This window comes from uncultured Jatrophihabitans sp., from assembly GCF_964252635.1.
In the GTDB taxonomy this organism is placed as follows: Bacteria; Actinomycetota; Actinomycetes; order Mycobacteriales; family Jatrophihabitantaceae; genus Jatrophihabitans.
In genome coordinates, this window is the sequence record NZ_CAXUNP010000009.1 from 12236 (window position 1) to 33434 (window position 21199).

The following is a 21199-nucleotide window of genomic DNA, read 5'->3' on the forward strand; positions in this document are numbered from 1 at the left end:
GCCGCGGTCGTCACCCGGTTCGGTGTGCCGGCCGCGGTCGTCACCCGGTTCGGTGTGCCGGCCGCGGTCGTCACCCGGTTCGGTGCGCCGTGGGGTGGCCGTGGGGCTCGCGGTGGCGCGCGGCGAGGACGTCGCGTGCCCGTGGTCGTCGAAGCTGACGACCCGGGCCGAGCTCGGGACGCGGACCGGGACGTGTTCGCTGAACGACGGGTTGCCGGACAGCCCGGCGGCGGCCGGCACGGCGACGGCGCAGGCTCCGACGGCGAGGCCGGTGACCAGTAGCAGACGGTTCATGAGGAACTCCTTCGATGCGTGGATGGGCACCGTCAGTTCTCCCGTGAACGTGGTCGCAGCCGCCATCGGACGATGGGACTAGTACCTCGCTACGTTCGTGCGTCCCGATCGGTTCACCGGGCACCACCGAGCAGACCGTCTCGGTTACGGGGCGAGCATCTCCGGGGTCACGGCCGACTCGGTGTCGGGGATGCCGAGATCCTGGGCCCGCTTGTCGGCCATGGCCAGCAGCCGGCGGATGCGCCCGGCGACCGCGTCCTTGGTCATGACCGGGTCCGAGAGCGCGCCGAGCTCCTCGAGCGAGGCCTGCCCGTGCTCGAGCCGGAGCCGCCCGGCCTGCAACAGGTGTTCCGGGGCGTCGTCGGCGAGGATCTCCAGGGCGCGGCTGACGCGGGCGCTCGCGGCCACCGCGGCCCGCGCGGAGCGGCGCAGGTTGGCGTCGTCGAAGTTGGCGAGCCGGTTCGCGGTCGCGCGCACCTCGCGGCGCATCCGGCGTTCCTCCCAGTTGATCACCGACTCGTGGGCGCCGAGGCGGGTGAGCAGGGCGCCGATGGCGTCGCCGTCGCGCACGAGGACGCGGTCACCGCCGCGGACCTCGCGGGCCTTGGCCGACACCCCCAGCCGGCGACCGACCCCGACGAGGGCCAGTGCTGCCTCGGCCGACGGGCAGGAGATCTCCAGCGCGCACGCGCGACCCGGCTCGGTCAGCGAGCCGTGGGCCAGGAAGGCGCCCCGCCAGGCGGCTTCCGCGTCTGCCATCCCGCCGGCGACGACGTGGTGCGGCAGGCCCTTCACCGGGCGGCCACGCAGGTCGACGAGCCCGGCCTGCCGGGCCAGCCGCTCGCCGTCCTTGGTGACGCGGACGAGGTAGCGGCTGCTCTTGCGGATGCCGCCGCCGGCGACGATCTGGACCTCCGACCCGTGGCCGAAGATGTCGGCGATCTCCTTGCGCAGGCGCCGGGCCACCGAGCCGGTGTCCAGCTCGGCCTCGATGACGATGTGGCCGCCGACGAGGTGCAGCGCGCCGGCGAAGCGCAGCATGGTGGCCAGCTCGGCCTTGCGGGCGGACATGCGGTCCACGGGAACGCGGCTCAGCTCGTCCTTGACCGCTGCCGTCATCGCCATGCGTCTGCCTCTCCACCCGGAGCGTCGGTGACCCGCTCAACCACGTCACTGATGACCTTGCTGAGCCGGACCGGGTCGTGCCGCTCGACGCTGTCGACGGCAGCGAGTCTAGACACTACGAGCCGGGCACCGAGCGCGCGTGTGCTGCGCCGGAGCTCCTCGGCGTCGAGCACGGAGTCCTGGTCGGCGAGCACGGCGTCGATGGGCAGGCCACCGAAGGGCTCGGCGTGCGTCTGCAGCAGGTCCAGCAGCTCGTGCGGGGCGTAGTCGTCGGTCTCCCCGACCTGCGGGACGAGATTGAGCACGACCACCAGGCGCGCGGCGGTGGTCGACAGCGCCCGGCCCAGCTCGCGCAGGAGCAGGTGCGGGATGACGCTGGTGAACCACGACCCGGGCCCGAGCACGACGACGTCGGCCTCCCGGACCGCGTCGACGGCGTCGGCGCAGGCCGGTGCCCCCGCCGGAAGCAGGCTCACCGAGACGATGCGTCCTGGTGTGGTGGCGATCGAGACCTGGCCCCTGACCTGGCGGGTGCGGGACGGGTCGTCGGGGTCGAAGCGGTCCGCCTCGCCGACGAGGCTCAACGGGACGGGGCTCATCGGCAGCACCCGGCCGACTGCGCCCACCAGCTTCCCGATCGCGGCGAGGGCCCGGACAGGGTCCTCCTCGCGTTCCAACAACCCGGTGAGGACCAGGTTGCCGACGGGGTGGCCGGCCAGCACCCCGGTGCCGCCGAGCCGGTGCTGCAACAGTTCCGCCCACGCGACGTGCTCGGGGTCCTCGCCCGCCAGCGCGGCCAGCGCCATCCGCAGGTCACCGGGCGGCAGCACCTTGAGCTCGCGCCGGATCCGCCCGGACGAGCCGCCGTCGTCGGCCACCGTGACGATGGCGGTGAGGTCGTCAGTGATCAGCCGCAGTGCGCACAGCACGGCGTGCAGCCCGTGCCCGCCGCCCAGCGCCACGGCCTTCAGCGGACGACGCTCGCCCGCGGCCCCGGCCCCTGCCCCGTCATCACTCACGGCCGAGGTCCCGGTGCACGACGGTCGCCTCGACACCCATCTTCCGTAGCCGGTCGGCCAGCTCGCGCGAGATCGCCACCGAGCGGTGCTTGCCCCCGGTGCAGCCGACCGCGAGGGTCAGGTAGCGCTTGTTCTCACGGCTGTAGCCGGCACCGATGATGCGCAGGATCTCGGTGTACCGGTCGAGGAACTCCAGCGCGCCCTCCTGGCTCAGCACGTAGTCCCGGATCTCCGGGTCCTTGCCGGTCAGTGGCCGCAGCTCCGGGATCCAGTGCGGGTTGGGCAGGAAGCGCACGTCGACGACCAGGTCGGCGTCGACCGGCAGCCCGTACTTGTAGCCGAAGCTCAGGACGGTGGCCCGCAACGCCGGCCGCCCCTCGGACCCGATGCCCACGAAGGCCGACTCGATGTCGCGGCGCAGGTCGTGCACCGAGCGGTCGCCGGTGTCGAGAACCAGATCGGCCTCCTCGCGCAACGGCGCGAGCAACCGACGCTCGGCCGAGATGCCGTCGACGAGCCGGCCGCCGGCGTGCAGGGGGTGCTCGCGGCGGTTGTTCTCGAACCGGCGGACGAGCACGTCGTCGCGGGCTTCCAGGAACAGCACCCGCGGCCGCATGCGCCGGTCGGCGAGGTCGCGGATGACGCTGCGCAGGTCCTTGGAGAACGCCCGGCTGCGCACGTCCATCACCACGGCGAGCTTGGTGACCGCGCCCTGGCTGCGGCTGCCGAGGTCGACCAGGGTGCCGATCAGCTCGGGCGGCAGGTTGTCGACGACGAAGAACCCGAGGTCCTCGAAGCACTTCGCGGCCGTGCTTCGGCCCGCGCCGGACAGCCCGGTGATGATCACGGTCTCGAGCGCGCCGACCTCGCCCGACCCCACGGTCCCGGTCCCGCTCCCGCTCCCGGTCACAGCACTTCCCCCGTCGTCGCGTTCACGGCAGGTTGGTCGTCGCGCGGGGTGGCGAGCGCCGCGACGATGGCCTGTGCGGTCCGCTCGCCGATGCCGGGAACCTCGACGATGTCCTCGACGGAGGCCGCGCGCAACCGCTTCAGCGAGCCGAAGCGCGACATCAGCGCCTTGCGCCTGGTCTCCCCCAGGCCGGGCACGTCGTCGAGCGCCGACGTGGTCATGGCCTTCGACCGCTTCTGCCGGTGGTAGGTGATGGCGAACCGGTGCGCCTCGTCGCGCACCCGCTGCAGCAGGTAGAGCCCCTCGGAGGTGCGCGGCAGGATCGCCGGGTAGGGCTGGTTCGGCAACCACACCTCCTCGAGACGCTTGGCCAGCCCGACGAGGGCGACGTCGTCGATGCCCAGGTCGTCGAGCACGGCCTGGGCGGCCGCCACCTGGGGTGCACCGCCGTCGACCACGAGCAGGTTCGGGGCGTAGGCGAACTTGCGCGGCCGACCCGTGGTCGGGTCGATGCCCGGCGCCACGCCGCGGTCGACGGTGTCGGGTTGCTCCCCCGGCTGGTCGGCGTTGTCGGTGATGTCCTCGGCCGGCCCGTCCGCGACCTGCTCGTCGAGGTAGCGCGCGAACCGCCGTCGCACGACCTCGGCGATCCACTGCACGTCGCCGGTGCCCTCGCTGGTGTCGCGCAGGGCGAAGCGGCGGTACTCGCTCTTGCGCGCCAGGCCGTCCTCGAACACCACCATGGACGCGACGACGTTGGTGCCCTGGACGTGGCTGATGTCGAAGCACTCGATGCGCAGCGGGGACGTCGGCAGCTCCAGCGTCTCCTGCAGCTCGCCGAGGGCCCGCGAGCGGGCGGTGAGGTCGGAGGCGCGCTTGAGCTTGTGCTGCATCAACGACTGCGCCGCGTTGCGCCGCACGGTCTCGGCCAGCGCACGCTTGTCACCGCGCTGCGGGACGCGCAGCGAGACCCGGGACCCGCGCCGCTCACCGAGCCATTCGGTCAGCGCGCCGTTGTCGTCGGGGATGACGGGCACGAGGACCTCGCGCGGGATGTCGGAGCCGTCGTCCTCGAAGATGCCGTAGAACTGCGTGACGAACTGCTCGACGAGATCGCCGGTGGTCATGTCGTCGAACTTGTCGACGACCCAGCCGCGCTGACCGCGGATGCGGCCCCCGCGGACGTGGAACACCTGTACCGCGGCTTCCAGGTCGTCCTCGGCGAACGCGACGACGTCGGCGTCGGTGCCGTCGCCGAACACCACGGCCTGCTTCTCGAGCGCGCGTTGCAGCGCGCCCAGGTCGTCACGCAGGCGCGCGGCCTGCTCGAACTCCAGGTTCTCGCTGGCGCGCTGCATCTCCTTCTCGATGCGCCGCATCATGGTGTCGGTGCGGCCGGCCATGAAGTCGCAGAAGTCGTCGACGATGTCGCGGTGCTGCTCGGCGGACACCCGACCGACGCAGGGTGCGCTGCACTTGCCGATGTAGCCGAGCAGGCAGGGGCGGCCCACCTGGCCGGCCCGCTTGAACACCCCGGCCGAGCAGGTGCGCGCCGGGAACACCCGCAGGAGCAGGTCCAGCGTCTCGCGGATGGCCCACGCGTGCGAGTACGGGCCGAAGTACCGCACACCCTTGCGTTTCGGCCCGCGCATGACCTGCAGGCGCGGGTAGTCCTCGTACAGCGTGACGGCCAGCGACGGGTAGCTCTTGTCGTCGCGGTACTTGACGTTGAAGCGTGGGTCGAACTGCTTGATCCAGGTGTACTCCAGCTGCAGCGCCTCGACCTCGGTGCGCACCACGGTCCACTCGACGCTGGCCGCGCTCGTCACCATCTGCCGGGTGCGCTGATGCAGGCCGGCCACGTCGGCGAAGTAGGAGTTCAGACGCTGGCGCAGGCTCTTCGCCTTGCCGACGTAGATGACCTGCCCACGCTCGTCGCGGAACTTGTAGACGCCGGGCTCGAGCGGGATGGTGCCGGGCGCCGGGCGGTACGTGGACGGGTCGGGCACGCTGTCGAGGTTAGTAGCCGTCCCTGACGGGCGGGTGGCCGATCGGGGGGGCCCACCCCGGCCGGGGGATCAGGCAGAACGGATGGCCGGCGGGGTCGGCGAAGACCGTGTCGGCGAGGCGACGGGCGCCCAGCGCCAGCACGGCGGTTGCTGCCTCGTCCACGTCGTCGACCATGACGTCGTGGTGCGCCTGCTGCCCCACGGCAGGGTCGGGCCAGGTGGGCGCCACATGGTCGGGAACGAGCTGGAACGCCAGGCCCGAGGTCGTGTCGTCGTCGGCCACGACGACGAAGTCGGGACTGTCGTGAGTGACGGGCTTGCGCAGCACCGCCGACCAGAACCGCCCCTCGGTGCGGGGGTCCCGGCAGTCGAGGATCAGATGGTGGAGGCGGCCGACCACGGCCTGATCATCATGGATGCGCGCCGGCCGCGCCAGACCGCCCCGTCACCGTGACGTAGTCGTCGATCTCGGCCAGCAGGGCCTGCTTGCCCGCCCCGTCCAGGAACGAGGCGCGCACCCCGGCCCGGGCCAGCTCGGCCACGCCGTCGGTGTCGAGCCCGAGCAGGTCCGCCGCGATCTCGTACTCGTGGTCGACGGTCGTCGAGAACATCGGCGGGTCGTCGGAGTTGATCGTCACCGGGACCCCGGCGGCCACCAGAGTCGGCAACGGGTGCTCGGCCAGCGACGGCACCGAGCGGGTGCAGACGTTGGACGTCGGGCAGATCTCGAGCGGGACGCCGACCTCGGCCAGGTGGGCCATCAACCGGGGGTCCTGCGCGGCGGCGATGCCGTGCCCGATGCGCTCGGCGTGCAGGAAGTGCAGGGCGTCCCAGATCGTCTGCGGGCCGGTCGACTCCCCCGCGTGCGGGACGCTGTGCAGCCCCGCCGCGATGGCCGCCTCGAAGTGCGGCGCGAACTGCTCCCGGGGCACGCCGAGCTCCGGGCCGCCGAGCCCGAAGCTGACCAGCCCGTCGGGACGGACCCTGGTGGCAACGTCGAGGGTGATGTCGGCGGCCGGGACGCCCGCCTCCCCGGGAGTGTCGAAACACCAGGTCAGGGCCACCCCGAAGTCCGCCCGGGCCCGGACGCGGGCGTCCTCGACCGCTTCGCAGAACGCTTCCGCGGCGATGCCGCGCGCGATCGACGAGTACGGCGTCAGCGTCAGCTCCGCGTACCGCACCGACTGGGTGGCCAGCTCGCGGGCGATCTCGTAGGTCAGGGTCCAGACGTCCTCGGGGTCGCGGATCAGGTCGACGACGGACAGGTAGGTCCTGATGAAGTGGGCGAAGTCGGTGAAGGTGAAGTACTCGGCCAGCAACGCCGGGTCGGCGGGGACGTCGGTGGCGCCGGCGTGCCGGGCCGCGAGCTCCGCCACGATGCGGGGCGACGCCGACCCGACGTGGTGCACATGCAGCTCGGCCTTGGGCAGTCCGGCCACGAACGTCTGCAGGTCGGTCATACCTGTGAGTCTGACACAGGCGTGTCAGACCTTGCGGACCGAGCGGGATCAGGCGTGCGTGGCGCGCCCGGCTCTGCTGGTACGCCGAACCCGGGCCCGAAGGGCACGGGACGCCACCGGGCCCAGATCGTCCATCACCTCGACCAGGACGCCGAGCCGCTGCAGCGCATCGAGGGCCTGCTGGGCGCCGAGACGATCGATCCCGTCGTAGAGCTCGAGGCCGATGAACCCGGCACTGATGGCCCGCGCCAGGCCGGCCGGGTCGGCGATGTCCGCGAACGCCGACCCGACGAGCACCCGCCGCACCACCGACTCGATCTCCGCGTTCCAGGTGGACATCGCGTACCGGGCGGCCGAGGCCAGGACGTCGTCGCGCTGGGCGCCGGCCATCAACTGGGCCATCATCGCCACGTTGCCCAACCCGCGTTCACGCTCGTGCAGTTCGCGGCCCACCTCGAGCAGCTCAGCGAGCGAGCCGACCGCGGCGAACTGCTCGCGGTAGAACAGCACGCTGTCGTCGCACGCGCGCCGGCACGCCGTTTCGACCAACTCCCCGACCGAGTTGAAGTGGTAGAAAACGAGCGCCTGGTTGACACCGGCGCGCGCGGCGATGGAGCGGGCCGACAGCGCGGCGATGCCGTCGTCGCGCAACGCGTCCTGAGCGGCCGTCAGCAACTTCGCCCGGGTGTCCGACCCCGTCACCGCCGGGTCACGGCCTGCACGATGGCCGAGACCCCGGCCGCGATGACGCCGCCGAGCAGGCCCACGGGTACGCCGAGAAGCGCCGCCTCGACCCCGGCGGCCACGACCGTCGACGGCGAGTCCCCGGCGGCGCCGACGACGAGCCCGACCATCGCTCCGGTGCCGGCCCCTGCTGCCGCGCCGCGACCCAGCCACTCGAGCACACCGGCCACCGCCGCGTCGGCCGCTGGACGCCGCACGAACGGCCGTCCAGGCGCCCACGGGTTGAACGCCGGGCGTCGGCCGAACGCCACCCGCGGCCCGACGACGGCACCGATCGCACCGCACGCGACGACGAACGCCAGGCCTACGAGCCCGGCCACGGGCACGCGCCCCACGAACAGCGCGGAACAGACCGCGGTCGAGGTGGCGCAGGAGATGCGCACAGCGGCCAGGTCGGCCTCGTCGGTGGCGATCAGGGACAGCACCACCCCGCCGGCGAGCCCCAGCGGAGCCCCGAACACGACCCCGATGACCGCTCCGAAGATCGTTCCGATGATGGGGAAGGCTGCCGTCCCGGCCAGACCCCCCAGGCAACAGCCGATGAGGGTGCCCCACCCCAGGCCACGCACGACCACGGGGAAGCGCCTGTCGAACCGGCTCGGTGCGTAGCTCGCCGTCATGTCAGCCCCTTCGTTTGAGCACCCGCTCAACCGCCAGTTAACCAGCTCTTGAGCGCTCGCTCAAGTCGCGTCCGGCCGAATCCGGTGGCCGGTGTCCTGACGTCGCTCTAGCGTCATGGACGTGACCAGCCCCGCCGAGCACCTCGTGTTGCGTCCGTTCACGCTGGAGGACGAGCAGGCGGCCCGCGCCGCCCACCGAGCCATGGCGAGCGAGGACTTCTCCTTCCTGCTCGAACAGACCGAGGGCGACTCCTGGTCGCAGTACCTCGACACCCTGGGCCGTGTCCGCCGAGGCGTGGGTCTCGCACCGGGCCGGGTGCCCGCGACGTTCCTGGTCGCTGAGGTGGGCGGGTGCATCGTCGGGAGGACGTCGATCCGGCACGAGCTCAACGACTGGCTGCTGGCCCGCGGCGGGCACATCGGCTACGGGGTGCTGCCCGGGGCGCGGCGCCGGGGGTACGCCACCGAGATCCTGCGGCAGAGCCTGGTGATCGCCCGTTCCTACGGCGTGCGCGAGGCGTTGCTCACGGTCGACGACGACAACGTCGGCTCGATCGCGGTGGTCGAGGCGGCCGGCGGGCGGCGTGATCCGGCCTGGCCCGGCGACGAGTTGGACGGCCGGCCCATCGGCCGCTATTGGATCCCGTTGCCGTGATCGTCCGCGATGCCTCCGATGACGACTGGCCGGCGATCTTCCCGATCTTCACCGAGGTCGTTCGTGCCGGCGAGACGTACACCTACCCCGAGGGGCTCGACAGTGCGGCGGCCCGGTCGCTGTGGATGCAGCCGCCACCGGCGCGGACGGTGGTCGCGGTCGAGGGCGGCCGCGTGCTCGGGTCGGCGACGACGGGCCCGAACCGCCCCGGCCGCGGGTCGCACATGGCGACGGCGAGCTTCATGGTCGACGCTGCGGCCCGCGGCCGGGGCGTCGGACGCACGCTCGGGGCGTGGGTCGTCCGGGCGGCGCGCGACGGCGGGTACCGCGGCATCCAGTTCAACGCGGTGGTCGAGACGAACACCGCGGCCGTCCACCTGTGGCAGTCGCTCGGCTTCGTGACCGTCGGCACCGTGCCCGGCGCGTTCCGCCGGCCCGACGGCAGCTACGTCGGCCTGCACGTCATGTACCTCGACCTGACGTGACCGTCAGGCGCTACGAGCCGACGTGACCGTCAGGCGCTACGAGCCGAGGCCTGGCGGGTCGCGTTCTTGCGTGCCGCCGAGGTCTTCCGTGCCGCCGTCGAGGTCGTGCGGGTCGCGGCGGTCGTACGGGTGGCCGCCGTCTTGCGGGTCGCGGCCTTGCCGGCCGCGGCCGTGGCTTTGCGGGGCGCGCGCGTGGCCGCCGCCCCGCCGCGGCCCGACCGGGACCGCACCGTCGCCCCGGGCAGCAGCGGACGCAGGAACTGGCCGGTGTAGGACTCCTCGACCTGGGCGACCTGCTCCGGCGTGCCCTCGGCGACGACCGTGCCGCCGCCCGAGCCGCCCTCGGGGCCCATGTCGATGATCCAGTCGGCGGTCTTGATGACGTCCAGGTTGTGCTCGATGACCACGACCGAGTTGCCCTTGTCGACGAGGGAGTGCAGCACGCCGAGCAGCTTCGACACGTCCTCGAAGTGCAGGCCGGTGGTGGGCTCGTCCAGGACGTAGATCGTGCGACCGGTCGAGCGCTTCTGCAGCTCCGCGGCGAGCTTGACGCGCTGCGCCTCGCCGCCGGACAGCGTCGGGGCCGGTTGACCGAGACGGACGTAACCCAGGCCGACCTCGACCAGGGTGCGCAGGTGCCGGGCGATGCGCTCGATCGGCTTGAAGAACTCCGCGGCCTCCTCGATCGGCATCTCGAGGACCTCGCTGATGTTCTTGCCCTTGTAGTGCACCTCGAGGGTCTCGCGGTTGTACCGCGCGCCCTTGCACACCTCGCACGGCACGTACACGTCCGGCAGGAAGTTCATCTCGATCTTGATGGTGCCGTCGCCCTGGCAGTTCTCGCAGCGCCCGCCCTTGACGTTGAAGGAGAACCGGCCCTGCTGGTAGCCACGGACCTTGGCCTCGGTGGTCTCGCTGAACAGCTTGCGGACGTGGTCGAACACCCCGGTGTAGGTGGCCGGGTTCGAGCGCGGCGTGCGCCCGATGGGCGACTGGTCGACGCCGACCACCTTGTCGAGCTGCTCGATGCCGCGCACCCGCTTGTGCCGCCCGGGGGGCAGCTTCGCCCTGTTGATCTTGTTGGCCAGGGACGCGTAGAGGATGTCGTTGACCAGTGAGGACTTGCCGGAGCCACTGACCCCGGTGACGGCCACGAAGGTGCCCAGCGGGAACGCGACGTCGACGTTGCGCAGGTTGTGCTCACGCGCGCCCTCGACGACGAGTTCGCGGCCCCGCTGACGGGGTCGACGCATCGTCGGCACCTCGATGGCGCGACGCCCCGACAGGTACTGGCCGGTGATCGACTCCTCGGAGTCGCGGAGGTCGTCGACGGTGCCGCTGACCACGATCCGGCCGCCGTGCTCGCCGGCCATCGGCCCGATGTCGACGACCCAGTCGGCGGTGGTGATGGTGTCCTCGTCGTGCTCGACGACGATCAGGGTGTTGCCCAGGTTGCGCAGGCGCACCAGCGTCTCGATGAGCCGGTGGTTGTCACGCTGGTGCAGCCCGATCGAGGGCTCGTCCAGCACGTAGAGGACCCCGACCAGGCCGGACCCGATCTGGGTGGCGAGCCGGATGCGCTGCGCCTCGCCGCCGGCCAGGGTGGCGGCGGCGCGGTCGAGCGAGAGGTAGTGCAGGCCGACGTCGACGAGGAAGCCGAGCCGGGCGTTGATCTCCTTGAGCACGCGCTCGCCGATGATCCGTTCGCGGGAGTCGAGGTCGAGCGCCGCGAGCCATTCGGCGGCGTCGCCGATGGACAGCGCCGCGACCTCGGCGATCGAGCGGCCGTGTACGGACACGGACAGGATCTCGGGCTTGAGGCGCGTCCCCCGGCAGGTCGCACACGGGACCTCGCGCATGTAACCCTCGTACTTCTCGCGCGAGTAGTCGCTGTCGGTCTCGGAGTAGCGCCGCTCGATCCACGGCACCACGCCCTCGAACGCGGCGTAGTAAGAGCGGTTGCGGCCGTACCGGTTGCGGTAGCTGACGTGCACCTGATCGTCGGTGCCGTGCAGCACCGCCTTCTGGGCGCGGGCGGGCAGCTGCTCCCACGGGGTGTCCAGGTCGAAACCGACGGCCTCGGCGACGCCCTGGAGCAGGCGCAGGAAGTACTCGCTGGACTGCCCGGCGGACCACGGCGCGACGGCGCCGCCGGCCAGCGTGTTCTCGGGGTCGGGGACGACCAGCTCCGGGTCGACCTCCTGACGGGTGCCCAGCCCGGTGCAGACCGGGCAGGCGCCGAACGGGGAGTTGAACGAGAACGACCGCGGCTCGAGCTCGTCGATGGCCAGCGGGTGGTCGTTCGGGCAGGCCAGGCGCTCGGAGTACCGCCGCTCGCGGTGCTCGTCGTCCTCCGGCAGGTCGACGAAGTCGAGGATGATGACGCCGCCGGCCAGGCCGAGCGCGGTCTCGACCGAGTCGGTGATCCGCTGCTTGCTGCTGGGCCGCGCCGACAGACGGTCGACGACCGCCTCGATGGTGTGCTTCTCCTGCTTCTTCAGCTTCGGCGGGTCGGTGAGCGCATGCACCACGCCGTCGATGCGGGCGCGGGCGAAACCCTTGGACTGCAGCTCGCCGAGCAGATCGACGTACTCGCCCTTACGCTCGCGGATGACCGGCGCCAGCACCTGGAAGCGGGTGCCCTCGGGCATCTCGAGGATGCGGTCGACGATCTGCTGCGGGGTCTGCTTGGCGATGGGCAGGCCGCAGACCGGGCAGTGCGGCTTGCCGATGCGCGCCCACAGCAGCCGCAGGTAGTCATAGACCTCGGTGATGGTGCCGACGGTCGAGCGCGGGTTCTTCGAAGTCGACTTCTGGTCGATCGAGACCGCGGGCGACAGGCCCTCGATGAAGTCGACGTCCGGCTTGTCCATCTGGCCCAGGAACTGCCGGGCGTACGCCGACAGCGACTCGACGTAGCGGCGCTGGCCCTCGGCGAAGATGGTGTCGAAGGCCAGGCTCGACTTGCCGGACCCGGACAGCCCCGTGAACACGATCATGGCGTCGCGGGGCAGGTCGAGGCTGACGTCCTTGAGGTTGTGCTCGCGGGCGCCTCGGACGATGAGTCGATCGTTCACTCGGCTTCTTTCGGGCAGCGTGGGTGGACGGCAGGGACGGGCGGGGTGACGGGACGTTCTCACCCTAATGACCGGGTACGACACCGGCTCGGGCAACGCCCACCCTCGGTGGGTACAACCGGGCCATGCCTCGATCTATTGCCACCAACACCCGCGTCGAGCTCCCGGAACTGCTGGACTTCCTGCGGCCGCGGCACCGGATGATCCTGGTCACTCGGCGCCGCGACGGCTCACCGCAGCTGTCCCCCGTCACGGCCGGGGTCGACGACGGCGGCCGGATCGTGATCTCGACCTACCCCGAGCGGGCCAAGGTCACCAACCTGCGCCGGAGTGCCGAGTGCTCGGTGATGGTGCAGTCCGATGAGTGGAACGGGCCGTGGGTGCAGGTCGACGGCACCGCGGAGGTCCTCGACCTGCCGGACGCCCTGGACCCGCTGGTCGACTACTTCCGGGCCATCAGCGGCGAGCACCCCGACTGGGACGAGTACCGGCAGGCCATGACCGACCAGGGCAAGTCGCTGATCCGGATCACGCCGACCCGCTGGGGCCCGATCGCGACCGGCGGCTTCCCGGCCCGCCTCGCGAACGACTGACCCCGTCGGTAGCGGCGTCAGGCGAGGGTCCAGTCGACCGGTTCGGCGCCCCGCTCGACCAGGGACGCGTTCGCCCGCGAAAAGGGTTTCGAGCCGAAGAAGCCCCGGTCGGCGGACATCGGGCTCGGGTGCACCGACTCGACACGCGGGGTATCGCCCAGCAGCGGTCGCAGGGTCTGCGCGTCCTTGCCCCACAGGATGGCGACGAGCGGACGGTCCCGCGCCACCAGCGCCCGGATCGCCTGGTCGGTGACGGCCTCCCAGCCCTTGCCGCGGTGCGACGCGGACGCCCCGGGCGCGACGGTGAGGCACCGGTTCAGCAGCAGCACCCCGTGCTGCGTCCAGGACGTCAGGTCGCCGTGCACGGGCGGCTCGACGCCGAGGTCGGAGCGCAGCTCGCGATAGATGTTGGTCAGGCTGCGCGGGATCGGCCGGACGTCGCGCTCGACGGCGAACGACAGCCCGATGGGGTGCCCCGGTGTCGGGTACGGGTCCTGGCCGACGATCAGCACCCGGACGTCGTCGAAGGGCTGCGTGAAGGCCCGCAGCACGTTCTCGCCGGCCGGCAGGTAGCGGCGACCGGCCGCGACCTCGTCGCGCAGGAACTGCCCCATGGCCGCGATGCGGTCGGCGACCGGCTCGAGCGCGACCGCCCAACCCGGGTCGAGGATCTCGCTCAGGGCGCGCGGCGTCATGTGCCGAACCTAGCCAGTGCCCCGACCGTCGGCGGCGGCCCCCGGTCGGCCCGCTCTACCGTCGACGAGTGACCGTCGCCCCGCCCCGGATCGCTGCCGGCACCCCGGAGCTGCGTCGTGTCCAGGTGGCGATGGTGTGCGCCGGCCTCGCCGCCTTCGCCCTGCTCTACGCCACGCAGGCCCTCTTGCCGGACATCGGCAGGACCTACGGGGTCGGCGCGACGGCCGCCAGCCTGACCGTGGCCGTGACCACGGGGACGCTGGCGCTCACCGTCCTGCCGATGTCGGCCTGCGCCGAGCGGGTGGGCCGCACGCGGGTGATGACCGTCGCGCTCGCCGTGGCCTGCCTGTCGGTCCTCGCCGGGTCCGCCGCACCCCAGCTCTGGATGCTGCTGGCCGCCCGCGCGGTCGACGGCCTGGCGCTCGCCGGGGTGGTCGCGGTCGCGATGGGCCACCTGGGCGCGGAGGTCGACGCCGACGCCTCCGGCGCCGCGATCGGCGTGTACGTCTCGGGAACGACCGTCGGCGGTCTGCTCGGACGGTTGGTCCCCGCGGGCGTGGACGAGCTGGGTGGCTGGCGGATCAGCCTGGTCGTCCTGGCCGCGGTCGGCGCCGTGTGCACCCTGGTCTTCGCCCGGCTGGTGCCGCCGACCCGGCAGCGCCCTCCGAAGGTGCGTCCCGTGCACGGCATCGTCGTGCATCTGTTGGACCCCGGCATCGTCCGGCTCTGCCTCGTCGCGTTCCTGCTGATGGGTGGGTTCGTCGCCACCTACAACTACCTGACCTTCCGGCTGGCCGACGCGCCGTTCGACCTGTCGACGTCGGTCATCGGGTTGGTCTTCCTCGCCTACCTGTCCGGCACCGTCAGCTCGACGCTCGCGGCCCGGATCGCGGCCCGCCACGGCCGCCGGACCGTTCTGCTGGCGTCGACCGCGGTGGCCCTGGCGGGTCTGCTCGTGACCCTGGCCGACGACCTGGTCGCCGTGCTCGTCGGCCTCGTCGTGTTCACGACCGGCTTCTTCGGCGCGCACTCGGTGGCCAGCGGCTGGATCGCCGGACGGGCCGTCGTGAACAAGTCGCACGCCTCGGCGCTGTACCTGCTCGCCTACTACCTCGGGTCGAGCATCGGCGGCACGGTCATCGGGCTGGCCTGGACGAGCGGCGGGTGGCCGGCCACGGTGGCCGCGGTCGGCGGCTGCTACGTCGCGGGTGCGATCGTGGCGGCCGGTCTCCGTGACACGTCTTCCGTCGACCCTAGGGACGCCACAGTTCGAGGCGCGGGATCCCCGGCGGGTCGAAGCCGAGGATCTGACCGTAGAAGGACAGTTCGGCCTCCCGCGAGTCGATGATCGTCTCGCGCTTGCGGAACCCGTGCGACTCGCCCTCGTAGGCGCGGTAGGCGTGCGGGATGCCCTTGGCCACCAGCGCGTCGCGGAACAGCTCGGCCTGCGACGGCGGGACGATCGGGTCGTCGAGGCCCTGGAGCAGCAGCACCGGGCAGGACAGCCCGGCGACGTTGTTCAGGGGCGCCCGGGTGTCGTACAGCTCGCGCGCCTCGGGGAGCGGGCCGACGAGCCCGTCGAGGTAGCGCGACTCGAAGTCGTGGGTGTCCGAGACGAAGCGCACCAGCTCGGCCACCCCGAAGAACGACGTCCCGCAAGCGAACACGTCCGAGGTGGTCAGCGCCGACAGCACCGTCCAGCCCCCGGCCGAGCCGCCCTCGATGGCCAGCCGGTCGCGGTCGGCGATGCCGGCGTCGGCCAGCCCCAGCACGGCGGCCACGGTGTCCTCGACGTCGACGACGCCCCACTGGCCGCGGAGGCGGTTGCGGTACTCACGCCCGTAGCCGGTCGAGCCGCCGTAGTTGACGTCGACGACCCCGATGCCGCGGCTGGTGAAGTAGGCGGTGAGGACACTCATGGCGGGCACGACCCGACCCGTCGGGCCGCCGTGGACGAACGCTACGAACGGCGGGTGCTCCCCCGCCGGCGCGGCGAAGTCGGGGTTGTGCGGCGGGTAGACGATCGTGTGGACGTCGCGCCCCTGGGGGCCGGTGAACGTCATGAGCTGCGCGTCCGGGAAGTAGCGGACGTCGGGCAGGTCGTCGGCGCCGAGCCGGACGTCGGTGAGCTGCGCACCGGTGTGCGGTGACGCGGTGAGGTCGAGCCGCCGCAAGCCGCTGCTCACTCTGGCGCCGCCGGTCGACAGCAGCACCTGGTCACCGCGCCGCCCACCGAGGGACACCGAAGAGTGTCCGGGCAGGTCGATGTCGGTGAGCTCCCCCGAGGCCGGGTCGAGCACGGCCAGCGTGTCCACGCCGAAGCTGCGCACCGTGAGCAGCCGCCCGTCGTCGAGCGGGGCGTACCAGCGCATTCCCAGCATCCAGAGCGACCCGCCGAGGTCGGCCTCGACCGGGTGCAGCGGCTCGACGGCACCGCTGTCGACGCCGACCCGGTACAGGTTCCAGAAACCGCTGCGGTCGCTGATGACGTAGACGGCGCCGTCGTCGGCCCATTCGGGTTGCAGCACCGACTCGGTGGTCGAGCCGAGCAGGGTGCGGGCGTCGCGGGCGACCCCGTCGACGAGATCGGCCACGCGCAGCTCGGTGCCGTCCCACGGCATCTGCGGGTGCTCCCAGGCGATCCAGGCCAGCCGGCTCCCGTCCGGCGAGACCCGCGCCCCGGCCAGGAAGTGCGACCCGCCGACAACGCTGCGCACCGCGGCGGGGTCGGACACCGCAGAACCGTCCAGCGGGACGGCGGCGAGATCGCGGACGATGCCGCCGTGCGCGTCGTGGGTCTCGCGGACGCACCAGACCTCGTCGCCGACGACCTGCAGCTCGGCGTACCGCGCACCGCCGGGCACCGCCGGCTCGGGTGTCAACGGCGTCGGCTGCGCGCCCGGCGCGAGCCGGTACAGGCGCTGGTCGGAGAACTCGGCGAACACCAGCGCGCCCGCGGCCGTCGTCCACGCGCCGCCGCCGTACTCGTGCACCCGGGTGCGCGCGTTCCACGGGGCGGGCAGCAGGTCCTCGGGTGACCCGTCGGCGCCCGCGCGGCGCACCGCGTAGCGACCGCCCTCGGCGGGCCGCAGCTCGAGCCACCACACGTCGTCGCCGACGAACGTACCGCCGGCGACCGGGTGGGAACCGGCGGCGTAGTCGGCCGCGGTGATGGGTGAGACCCACGACCCGTAGGGCGCCGTGGTCACAGCCGGGTCGACGTCCTCGCTCGTCGGGCGAGGGCTCATCGGGCGAGGGCCACGATCGCGTCTGCGGCCGCGTCGACGGCGACCTGGTCGCGCTCGTCGCTGCGCCGGTCGCGCACCTCGATGACGCCGTCGACCAGGCCCTTGCCGACGATCGCGATGACCGGCACGCCGATGAGCTCGGCGTCCTTGAACTTCACGCCCGGCGACACGCCGCGGCGGTCGTCGTACATGACGCGCAGCCCGGCCGACTCGAGCTCGGCGGCCAGGGTCTCGGCGGCGTCGAACACGGTGTCGTCCTTGCCGGTGGCGACGAGGTGGACGTCGGCCGGGCCGATGCCCTTGGGCCAACACAGGCCCTTGTCGTCGTAGGTCTGCTCGGCGAGGGCGGCGACGGCCCGGGTGACCCCGACCCCGTAGGAACCCATCGTCACCGTCACGGGCTTGCCGTTCTGGTCCAGGGCGGTGAGCCCGAAGGTCTCGGCGTACTTGCGGCCCAGCTGGAACACGTGGCCGAGCTCGATGCCGCGGGCCAGCCGCAGCTCGTGGCCGCACCGGACGCAGTGGTCGCCGTCGCGGATCTCGACCGCGCCGATCTCGCCGTCGGGTTCGAAGTCACGCCCGCGCACGACGAAGGCCGCGTGCTTGCCGTCGGTGTTCGCGCCGGTGACCCAGGCGCTGCCCGGCACGACCAGCGGGTCGACCAGGTAGCGCACCTTGAGGTCGGCCAGTACCTGCGGGCCGATGTAGCCCTTGACGAGCCCGGGCTGCGTGGCGAGGTCGTCCGGGCCGGCCTGCTCGACGATGGTCGGCTCCAGCTGGCCGCCCAGGCGCTTGAGGTCGACGTCCCGGTCGCCGGGCACGCCGACGACGAGCAGCTCCCAGTCGTGCGTGCCCGGTGCCTGGGTGCGCAGGACGACGTTCTTGAGCGTGTCCGACGCCGCGAACGGCTCGTCGCGCAGGCCCAGCTCGTTCAGCCGGGTGACCAAGGTGTCGATGGTGGGGGTGTCCGGGGTGTCCAGCACCTGCTCCGCGGGGTGCTCCGCCGCGTCCGTGCCGCGTGCCGGCTGCGGCGGGAGGGCGATCTCGACGGCCTCGGTGTTGGCGGCGTAGTCGCAGTTCGTGCACTGGACGAAGGTGTCCTCGCCGGACGCGGCGGGGGCGAGGAACTCCTCGGACGCCGAACCACCCATGGCCCCGGACACCGCGAACACGATCCGGTAGTCGAAGCCGAGACGGGTGAAGATCCGCTCGTAGGCGTCGCGGTGCGCCTTGTAGGACGTCTCGAGCCCGGCGTCGGTGAGGTCGAAGGAGTAGGAGTCCTTCATGACGAATTCGCGGCCGCGCAGGATGCCGGCGCGGGGGCGGGCCTCGTCGCGGTACTTCGTCTGGATCTGGAACAGCGACAGCGGATAGTCCTTGTACGACGAGTACTCGCCCTTGACGAGCAGCGTGAACAGCTCCTCGTGCGTCGGTGCCAGCAGGTAGTCGGCGTCCTTGCGGTCCTGCAGGCGGAACAGCAGATCGCCGTAGTCCGACCAGCGCCCGCTGACCTCGAAGATCTCGCGCGGGATCAGCGCCGGGAAGTGCACCTCCTGCGACCCGATCGCCTGCATCTCCTCGCGCACGACGCGCTCGACGTTCGCCAGCACGGCCAGGCCCAGCGGCAGCCACGAGTACATGCCCGGCGCCACCCGCCGCACGTAGCCGGCACGCACGAGCAGCTTGTGACTCGGCACCTCGGCGTCGGCCGGGTCGTCACGCAGGGTCCGCAGGAACAGGGTCGACAGTCGCAGCACGGCCTTCAGGCTAGTGGTGCGCGAAAACCCGGTTGCGCCGCTGCCGACCGGTCGTCACGCTGACCGGGACGTCCCGCACAGGTGCGGTCGCGGAGAGAACCGGAGGTGCCCCCATGTCGATCACTGTCGTCCGGGTGTGCGCCGTTCTCACCCGCCCATCCCCGCGCTGACCCGGCACCCCCGGGCGGCGCTTCCCGCCCTGGAGACCCGACGTGCGCATCCGCCGCATCGACCACCTGCTCGACGAGCCCGAACGCCTCGACTGGACCGAACCGCAGTACTCCACCTACGACGTCGCCCGCCACGGCCCGGAACCGGAACCCGAGTGGCTGGTGTGCGACCGCAATGCCCTGGACACCGACCTCGGGGTGCTCAAGACCGGCAAGGAGGCCGACGTCCACCTCGTCAGCCGGGCCCTGCCGGACGGGCCCGAGTGCCTGCTCGCGGCCAAGCGCTACCGCACCGCCGAGCACCGCATGTTCCACCGCGACGCCGGCTACCAGGAGGGCCGCTCGACCCGCCGGACCCGTGACGTGCGGGCCATGGAGGGCCGCACCGGCTACGGGCGGCAGCTGCTGGCCGGCCGCTGGACCTTCGCCGAGTTCGAGGCGCTGGACCGCCTCTGGCGCCTGGGCGCGCCGGTCCCCTACCCCGTCCAGTGCCTCGACACCGAGCTGATGATGGAGTTCATCGGCGACCCGGACGGCACGGCAGCACCCCGGCTGGCGCAGTGCCGGCCGTCGCCGGACCGCTTGCGCCGGCTCTGGGACCAGCTCGTCGACGCCCTCGTCGTCCTGGCCCGTGCCGGCTTCGCGCACGGCGACCTGTCGCCGTACAACATCCTGGTGGACGGTGACCGGCTGGTGCTGATCGACGTCCCGCAGATCGTCGATCTCGTCGCCAACCCGCAGGGTCCGACCTACCTGGAACGCGACTGCCGGACGGTGTGCCGGTGGTTCGCCGCCCGTGGCCTTGACGGCGCAGACTGCGACCTGCTGTTCGGCGACCTCATGGCCGAGGCCGTCGCGCGGTGGTGAACGGGGTGGTGAGTGCGGTGGTGAGCGGGTGCGGGCGCGTACCGGTCGGTAGGTTCGACGTATGCCGCACCACGACCTCGTCATCATCGGCTCGGGCTCGGGCAACTCGCTGGTCGGGCCCGAGTTCGACGACTGGGACATCGCGCTCGTCGAGGAGAACACCACCTACTTCGGCGGCACCTGCCTGAACGTGGGCTGCATCCCGACCAAGATGTTCGTCTACCCCGCGGACCTGGCCGAGAACGCCGCCCACCCCGAACGGCTCGGACTCAAGCCGGGCGACCTCGCGCCCGACTGGCCGGCGATCCGCGACCGCATCTTCGGCCGCATCGACCCCATCTCGGCCGGCGGTCGCGAGTACCGCCGCTCGGGTTCGGCGAACGTCACGCTGTACGAGACGCACGCCGAGTTCACCGGTCCGCGCACGCTGCGGCTGGGCACGGGCGAGGAGCTGACGGCCGAGCACGTCGTGCTGGCTGCCGGGTCGCGTGCCGTCGTGCCGTCGCTGATCACCGAGTCGGGCGTGCCGTTCCACACCTCGGACACCGTCATGCGGCTGCCGGACCTGCCGAGGTCCATGATCATCGTCGGTGGCGGCTACATCGCGGCCGAGTTCGCGCACATCTTCTCGGCCTTCGGTACGCACGTCACGGTGCTGGCCCGGTCCGGCCTGCTGCGGCGCAAGGATCACGAGATCGCCGACCGCTTCGCCGACCTCGTCCGCGAGAGGTGGCACCTACGCGAGGACACCCACCTGGTCGCCGTCACCCGGTCGGAGTCCGGCGGCGTCCACGTCGAGCTCGCGGACGGCAGCCGCGTCGAGGCCGACACGTTGCTCGTCGCGACCGGCCGCATCCCCAACTCCGACCGGCTCGGGCTGCAGCACGCGGGCGTCGAGGTGCACCCCGACGGCCGGGTCGCCGTCGACGCCTTCCAGCGCACCACTGCCGACGGCGTCTGGGCGTTGGGCGACGTCAGCACCGAGCACCAGCTCAAGCACGTCGCCAACCACGAGGCGCGCGTCGTCGCCCACAACCTGGCGCATCCCGGCGAGCTGGTCGAGTCCGACCACCGTTTCGTGCCGGCCGCCGTCTTCACCCACCCGCAGCTCGCGACGGTCGGGTTGAGCGAGGAGGCCGCGCAGCGGTCCGGGCGCCCGTACGTGAGTGTGACCCAGGAGTACGGCAGCACGGCGTACGGGTGGGCGATGGAGGACACCACCAGCGTCTGCAAGCTGCTCGCCGACCCGACCACCGGGCACCTGATCGGCGCCCACCTGATGGGCGAGCAGGCCTCGACGCTGATCCAACCCCTGATCCAGGCCATGTCGTTCGGCCTCGGCGTCAAGGAGATGGCCCGCGGCCAGTACTGGATCCATCCGGCCCTGACCGAGGTGGTCGAGAACGCCCTGCTCGCGCTCGACCTGCCCTGAATTCGGCCGACGGCCCGTGACGGCCGTCGGATGCTCCT

18 protein-coding genes and 1 pseudogene are annotated in these 21199 nt (G+C 72.1%); 6 read left to right on the forward strand and 13 right to left on the reverse strand.

Going from position 1 to position 21199, the window contains the following annotated elements; translation table 11 throughout:
* The 9 genes and pseudogenes from ACFFCA_RS05880 to ACFFCA_RS05920 form a co-directional block, all read right to left on the reverse strand.
* Positions 1 to 294: pseudogene (locus ACFFCA_RS05880) on the reverse strand (hypothetical protein); the annotation flags it as partial.
* 144 nt (positions 295 to 438) lie between these two features.
* Positions 439 to 1419, reverse strand: coding sequence for a DNA-binding protein WhiA (gene whiA, locus ACFFCA_RS05885; RefSeq protein WP_375482747.1), 981 nt, complete (start codon positions 1417 to 1419; stop codon positions 439 to 441).
* A complete protein-coding gene (gene yvcK / locus ACFFCA_RS05890) occupies positions 1410 to 2438 on the reverse strand; it encodes a uridine diphosphate-N-acetylglucosamine-binding protein YvcK (RefSeq protein WP_375482749.1) in 1029 nt (342 codons plus the stop codon). The genes whiA and yvcK overlap by 10 nt, the downstream gene beginning before the upstream one ends.
* Positions 2431 to 3318, reverse strand: a complete 888-nt coding sequence (rapZ, locus tag ACFFCA_RS05895; RefSeq protein ID WP_375482751.1) for an RNase adapter RapZ — start codon at positions 3316 to 3318, stop codon at positions 2431 to 2433. Before rapZ ends, yvcK begins: the two co-directional genes overlap by 8 nt.
* Positions 3319 to 3344: 26 nt before the next feature.
* Positions 3345 to 5357 (reverse strand): excinuclease ABC subunit UvrC, encoded by a 2013-nt coding sequence (uvrC, locus tag ACFFCA_RS05900; protein ID WP_375482752.1) that lies wholly within the window; start codon positions 5355 to 5357, stop codon positions 3345 to 3347.
* Between the two features lie 10 nt (positions 5358 to 5367).
* Positions 5368 to 5757, reverse strand: a complete 390-nt coding sequence (locus tag ACFFCA_RS05905; RefSeq protein WP_375482754.1) for a VOC family protein — start codon at positions 5755 to 5757, stop codon at positions 5368 to 5370.
* 10 nt (positions 5758 to 5767) lie between these two features.
* Positions 5768 to 6817 (reverse strand): adenosine deaminase, encoded by a 1050-nt coding sequence (locus ACFFCA_RS05910; protein ID WP_375482756.1) that lies wholly within the window; start codon positions 6815 to 6817, stop codon positions 5768 to 5770.
* 48 nt (positions 6818 to 6865) lie between these two features.
* A complete protein-coding gene (locus ACFFCA_RS05915; protein ID WP_375482758.1) occupies positions 6866 to 7519 on the reverse strand; it encodes a TetR/AcrR family transcriptional regulator in 654 nt (217 codons plus the stop codon).
* Positions 7516 to 8181, reverse strand: a complete 666-nt coding sequence (locus tag ACFFCA_RS05920) for a hypothetical protein (RefSeq protein WP_375482760.1) — start codon at positions 8179 to 8181, stop codon at positions 7516 to 7518. The genes ACFFCA_RS05915 and ACFFCA_RS05920 overlap by 4 nt, the downstream gene beginning before the upstream one ends.
* 121 nt (positions 8182 to 8302) lie before the next feature.
* On the opposite strand from ACFFCA_RS05920, the gene ACFFCA_RS05925 reads away from it, so the two are divergent.
* Positions 8303 to 8836 (forward strand): GNAT family N-acetyltransferase, encoded by a 534-nt coding sequence (locus ACFFCA_RS05925; protein WP_375482762.1) that lies wholly within the window; start codon positions 8303 to 8305, stop codon positions 8834 to 8836.
* Entirely contained in the window at positions 8833 to 9321 is a 489-nt protein-coding gene (locus ACFFCA_RS05930; protein ID WP_375482764.1) for a GNAT family N-acetyltransferase, read from the forward strand. Before ACFFCA_RS05925 ends, ACFFCA_RS05930 begins: the two co-directional genes overlap by 4 nt.
* A 29-nt stretch (positions 9322 to 9350) precedes the next feature.
* Here the strand turns inward: ACFFCA_RS05930 and uvrA are convergent, their stop codons facing one another.
* Positions 9351 to 12398, reverse strand: coding sequence for an excinuclease ABC subunit UvrA (uvrA, locus tag ACFFCA_RS05935; RefSeq protein WP_375482766.1), 3048 nt, complete (start codon positions 12396 to 12398; stop codon positions 9351 to 9353).
* 125 nt (positions 12399 to 12523) lie between these two features.
* Between uvrA and ACFFCA_RS05940 the strand changes: the two genes are divergently transcribed.
* Positions 12524 to 12991 carry a PPOX class F420-dependent oxidoreductase gene (locus ACFFCA_RS05940; protein ID WP_375482768.1) on the forward strand — a complete coding sequence of 156 codons (468 nt, stop codon included), beginning with the start codon at positions 12524 to 12526 and terminating at the stop codon, positions 12989 to 12991.
* Positions 12992 to 13008: 17 nt separating this feature from the next.
* Here ACFFCA_RS05940 and ACFFCA_RS05945 read toward each other — a convergent pair whose 3' ends face one another.
* Entirely contained in the window at positions 13009 to 13686 is a 678-nt protein-coding gene (locus ACFFCA_RS05945) for a uracil-DNA glycosylase (protein WP_375482770.1), read from the reverse strand.
* 68 nt (positions 13687 to 13754) lie between these two features.
* Between ACFFCA_RS05945 and ACFFCA_RS05950 the strand changes: the two genes are divergently transcribed.
* Entirely contained in the window at positions 13755 to 15035 is a 1281-nt protein-coding gene (locus ACFFCA_RS05950) for an MFS transporter (RefSeq protein ID WP_375482772.1), read from the forward strand.
* Here ACFFCA_RS05950 and ACFFCA_RS05955 read toward each other — a convergent pair.
* Complete coding sequence (locus ACFFCA_RS05955; RefSeq protein ID WP_375482774.1) at positions 14941 to 16935, reverse strand: prolyl oligopeptidase family serine peptidase; 1995 nt, start codon at positions 16933 to 16935, stop codon at positions 14941 to 14943. The two genes, ACFFCA_RS05950 and ACFFCA_RS05955, sit on opposite strands and share 95 nt — an antisense overlap.
* A complete protein-coding gene (locus ACFFCA_RS05960; RefSeq protein WP_375482776.1) occupies positions 16932 to 18692 on the reverse strand; it encodes a proline--tRNA ligase in 1761 nt (586 codons plus the stop codon). The genes ACFFCA_RS05955 and ACFFCA_RS05960 overlap by 4 nt, the downstream gene beginning before the upstream one ends.
* 218 nt (positions 18693 to 18910) lie before the next feature.
* Here ACFFCA_RS05960 and ACFFCA_RS05965 point away from each other — a divergent pair, with 218 nt between their 5' ends.
* Both ACFFCA_RS05965 and ACFFCA_RS05970 read left to right on the forward strand, forming a co-directional pair.
* Positions 18911 to 19729: a serine protein kinase RIO gene (locus ACFFCA_RS05965; protein ID WP_375482926.1), complete on the forward strand. Its 819-nt coding sequence runs from the start codon at positions 18911 to 18913 to the stop codon at positions 19727 to 19729.
* Between the two features lie 61 nt (positions 19730 to 19790).
* On the forward strand, positions 19791 to 21161 hold the full coding sequence (locus ACFFCA_RS05970; RefSeq protein ID WP_375482778.1) for a mycothione reductase: 1371 nt from the start codon (positions 19791 to 19793) through the stop codon (positions 21159 to 21161).
* The last annotated feature ends 38 nt before the right edge of the window (positions 21162 to 21199 follow it).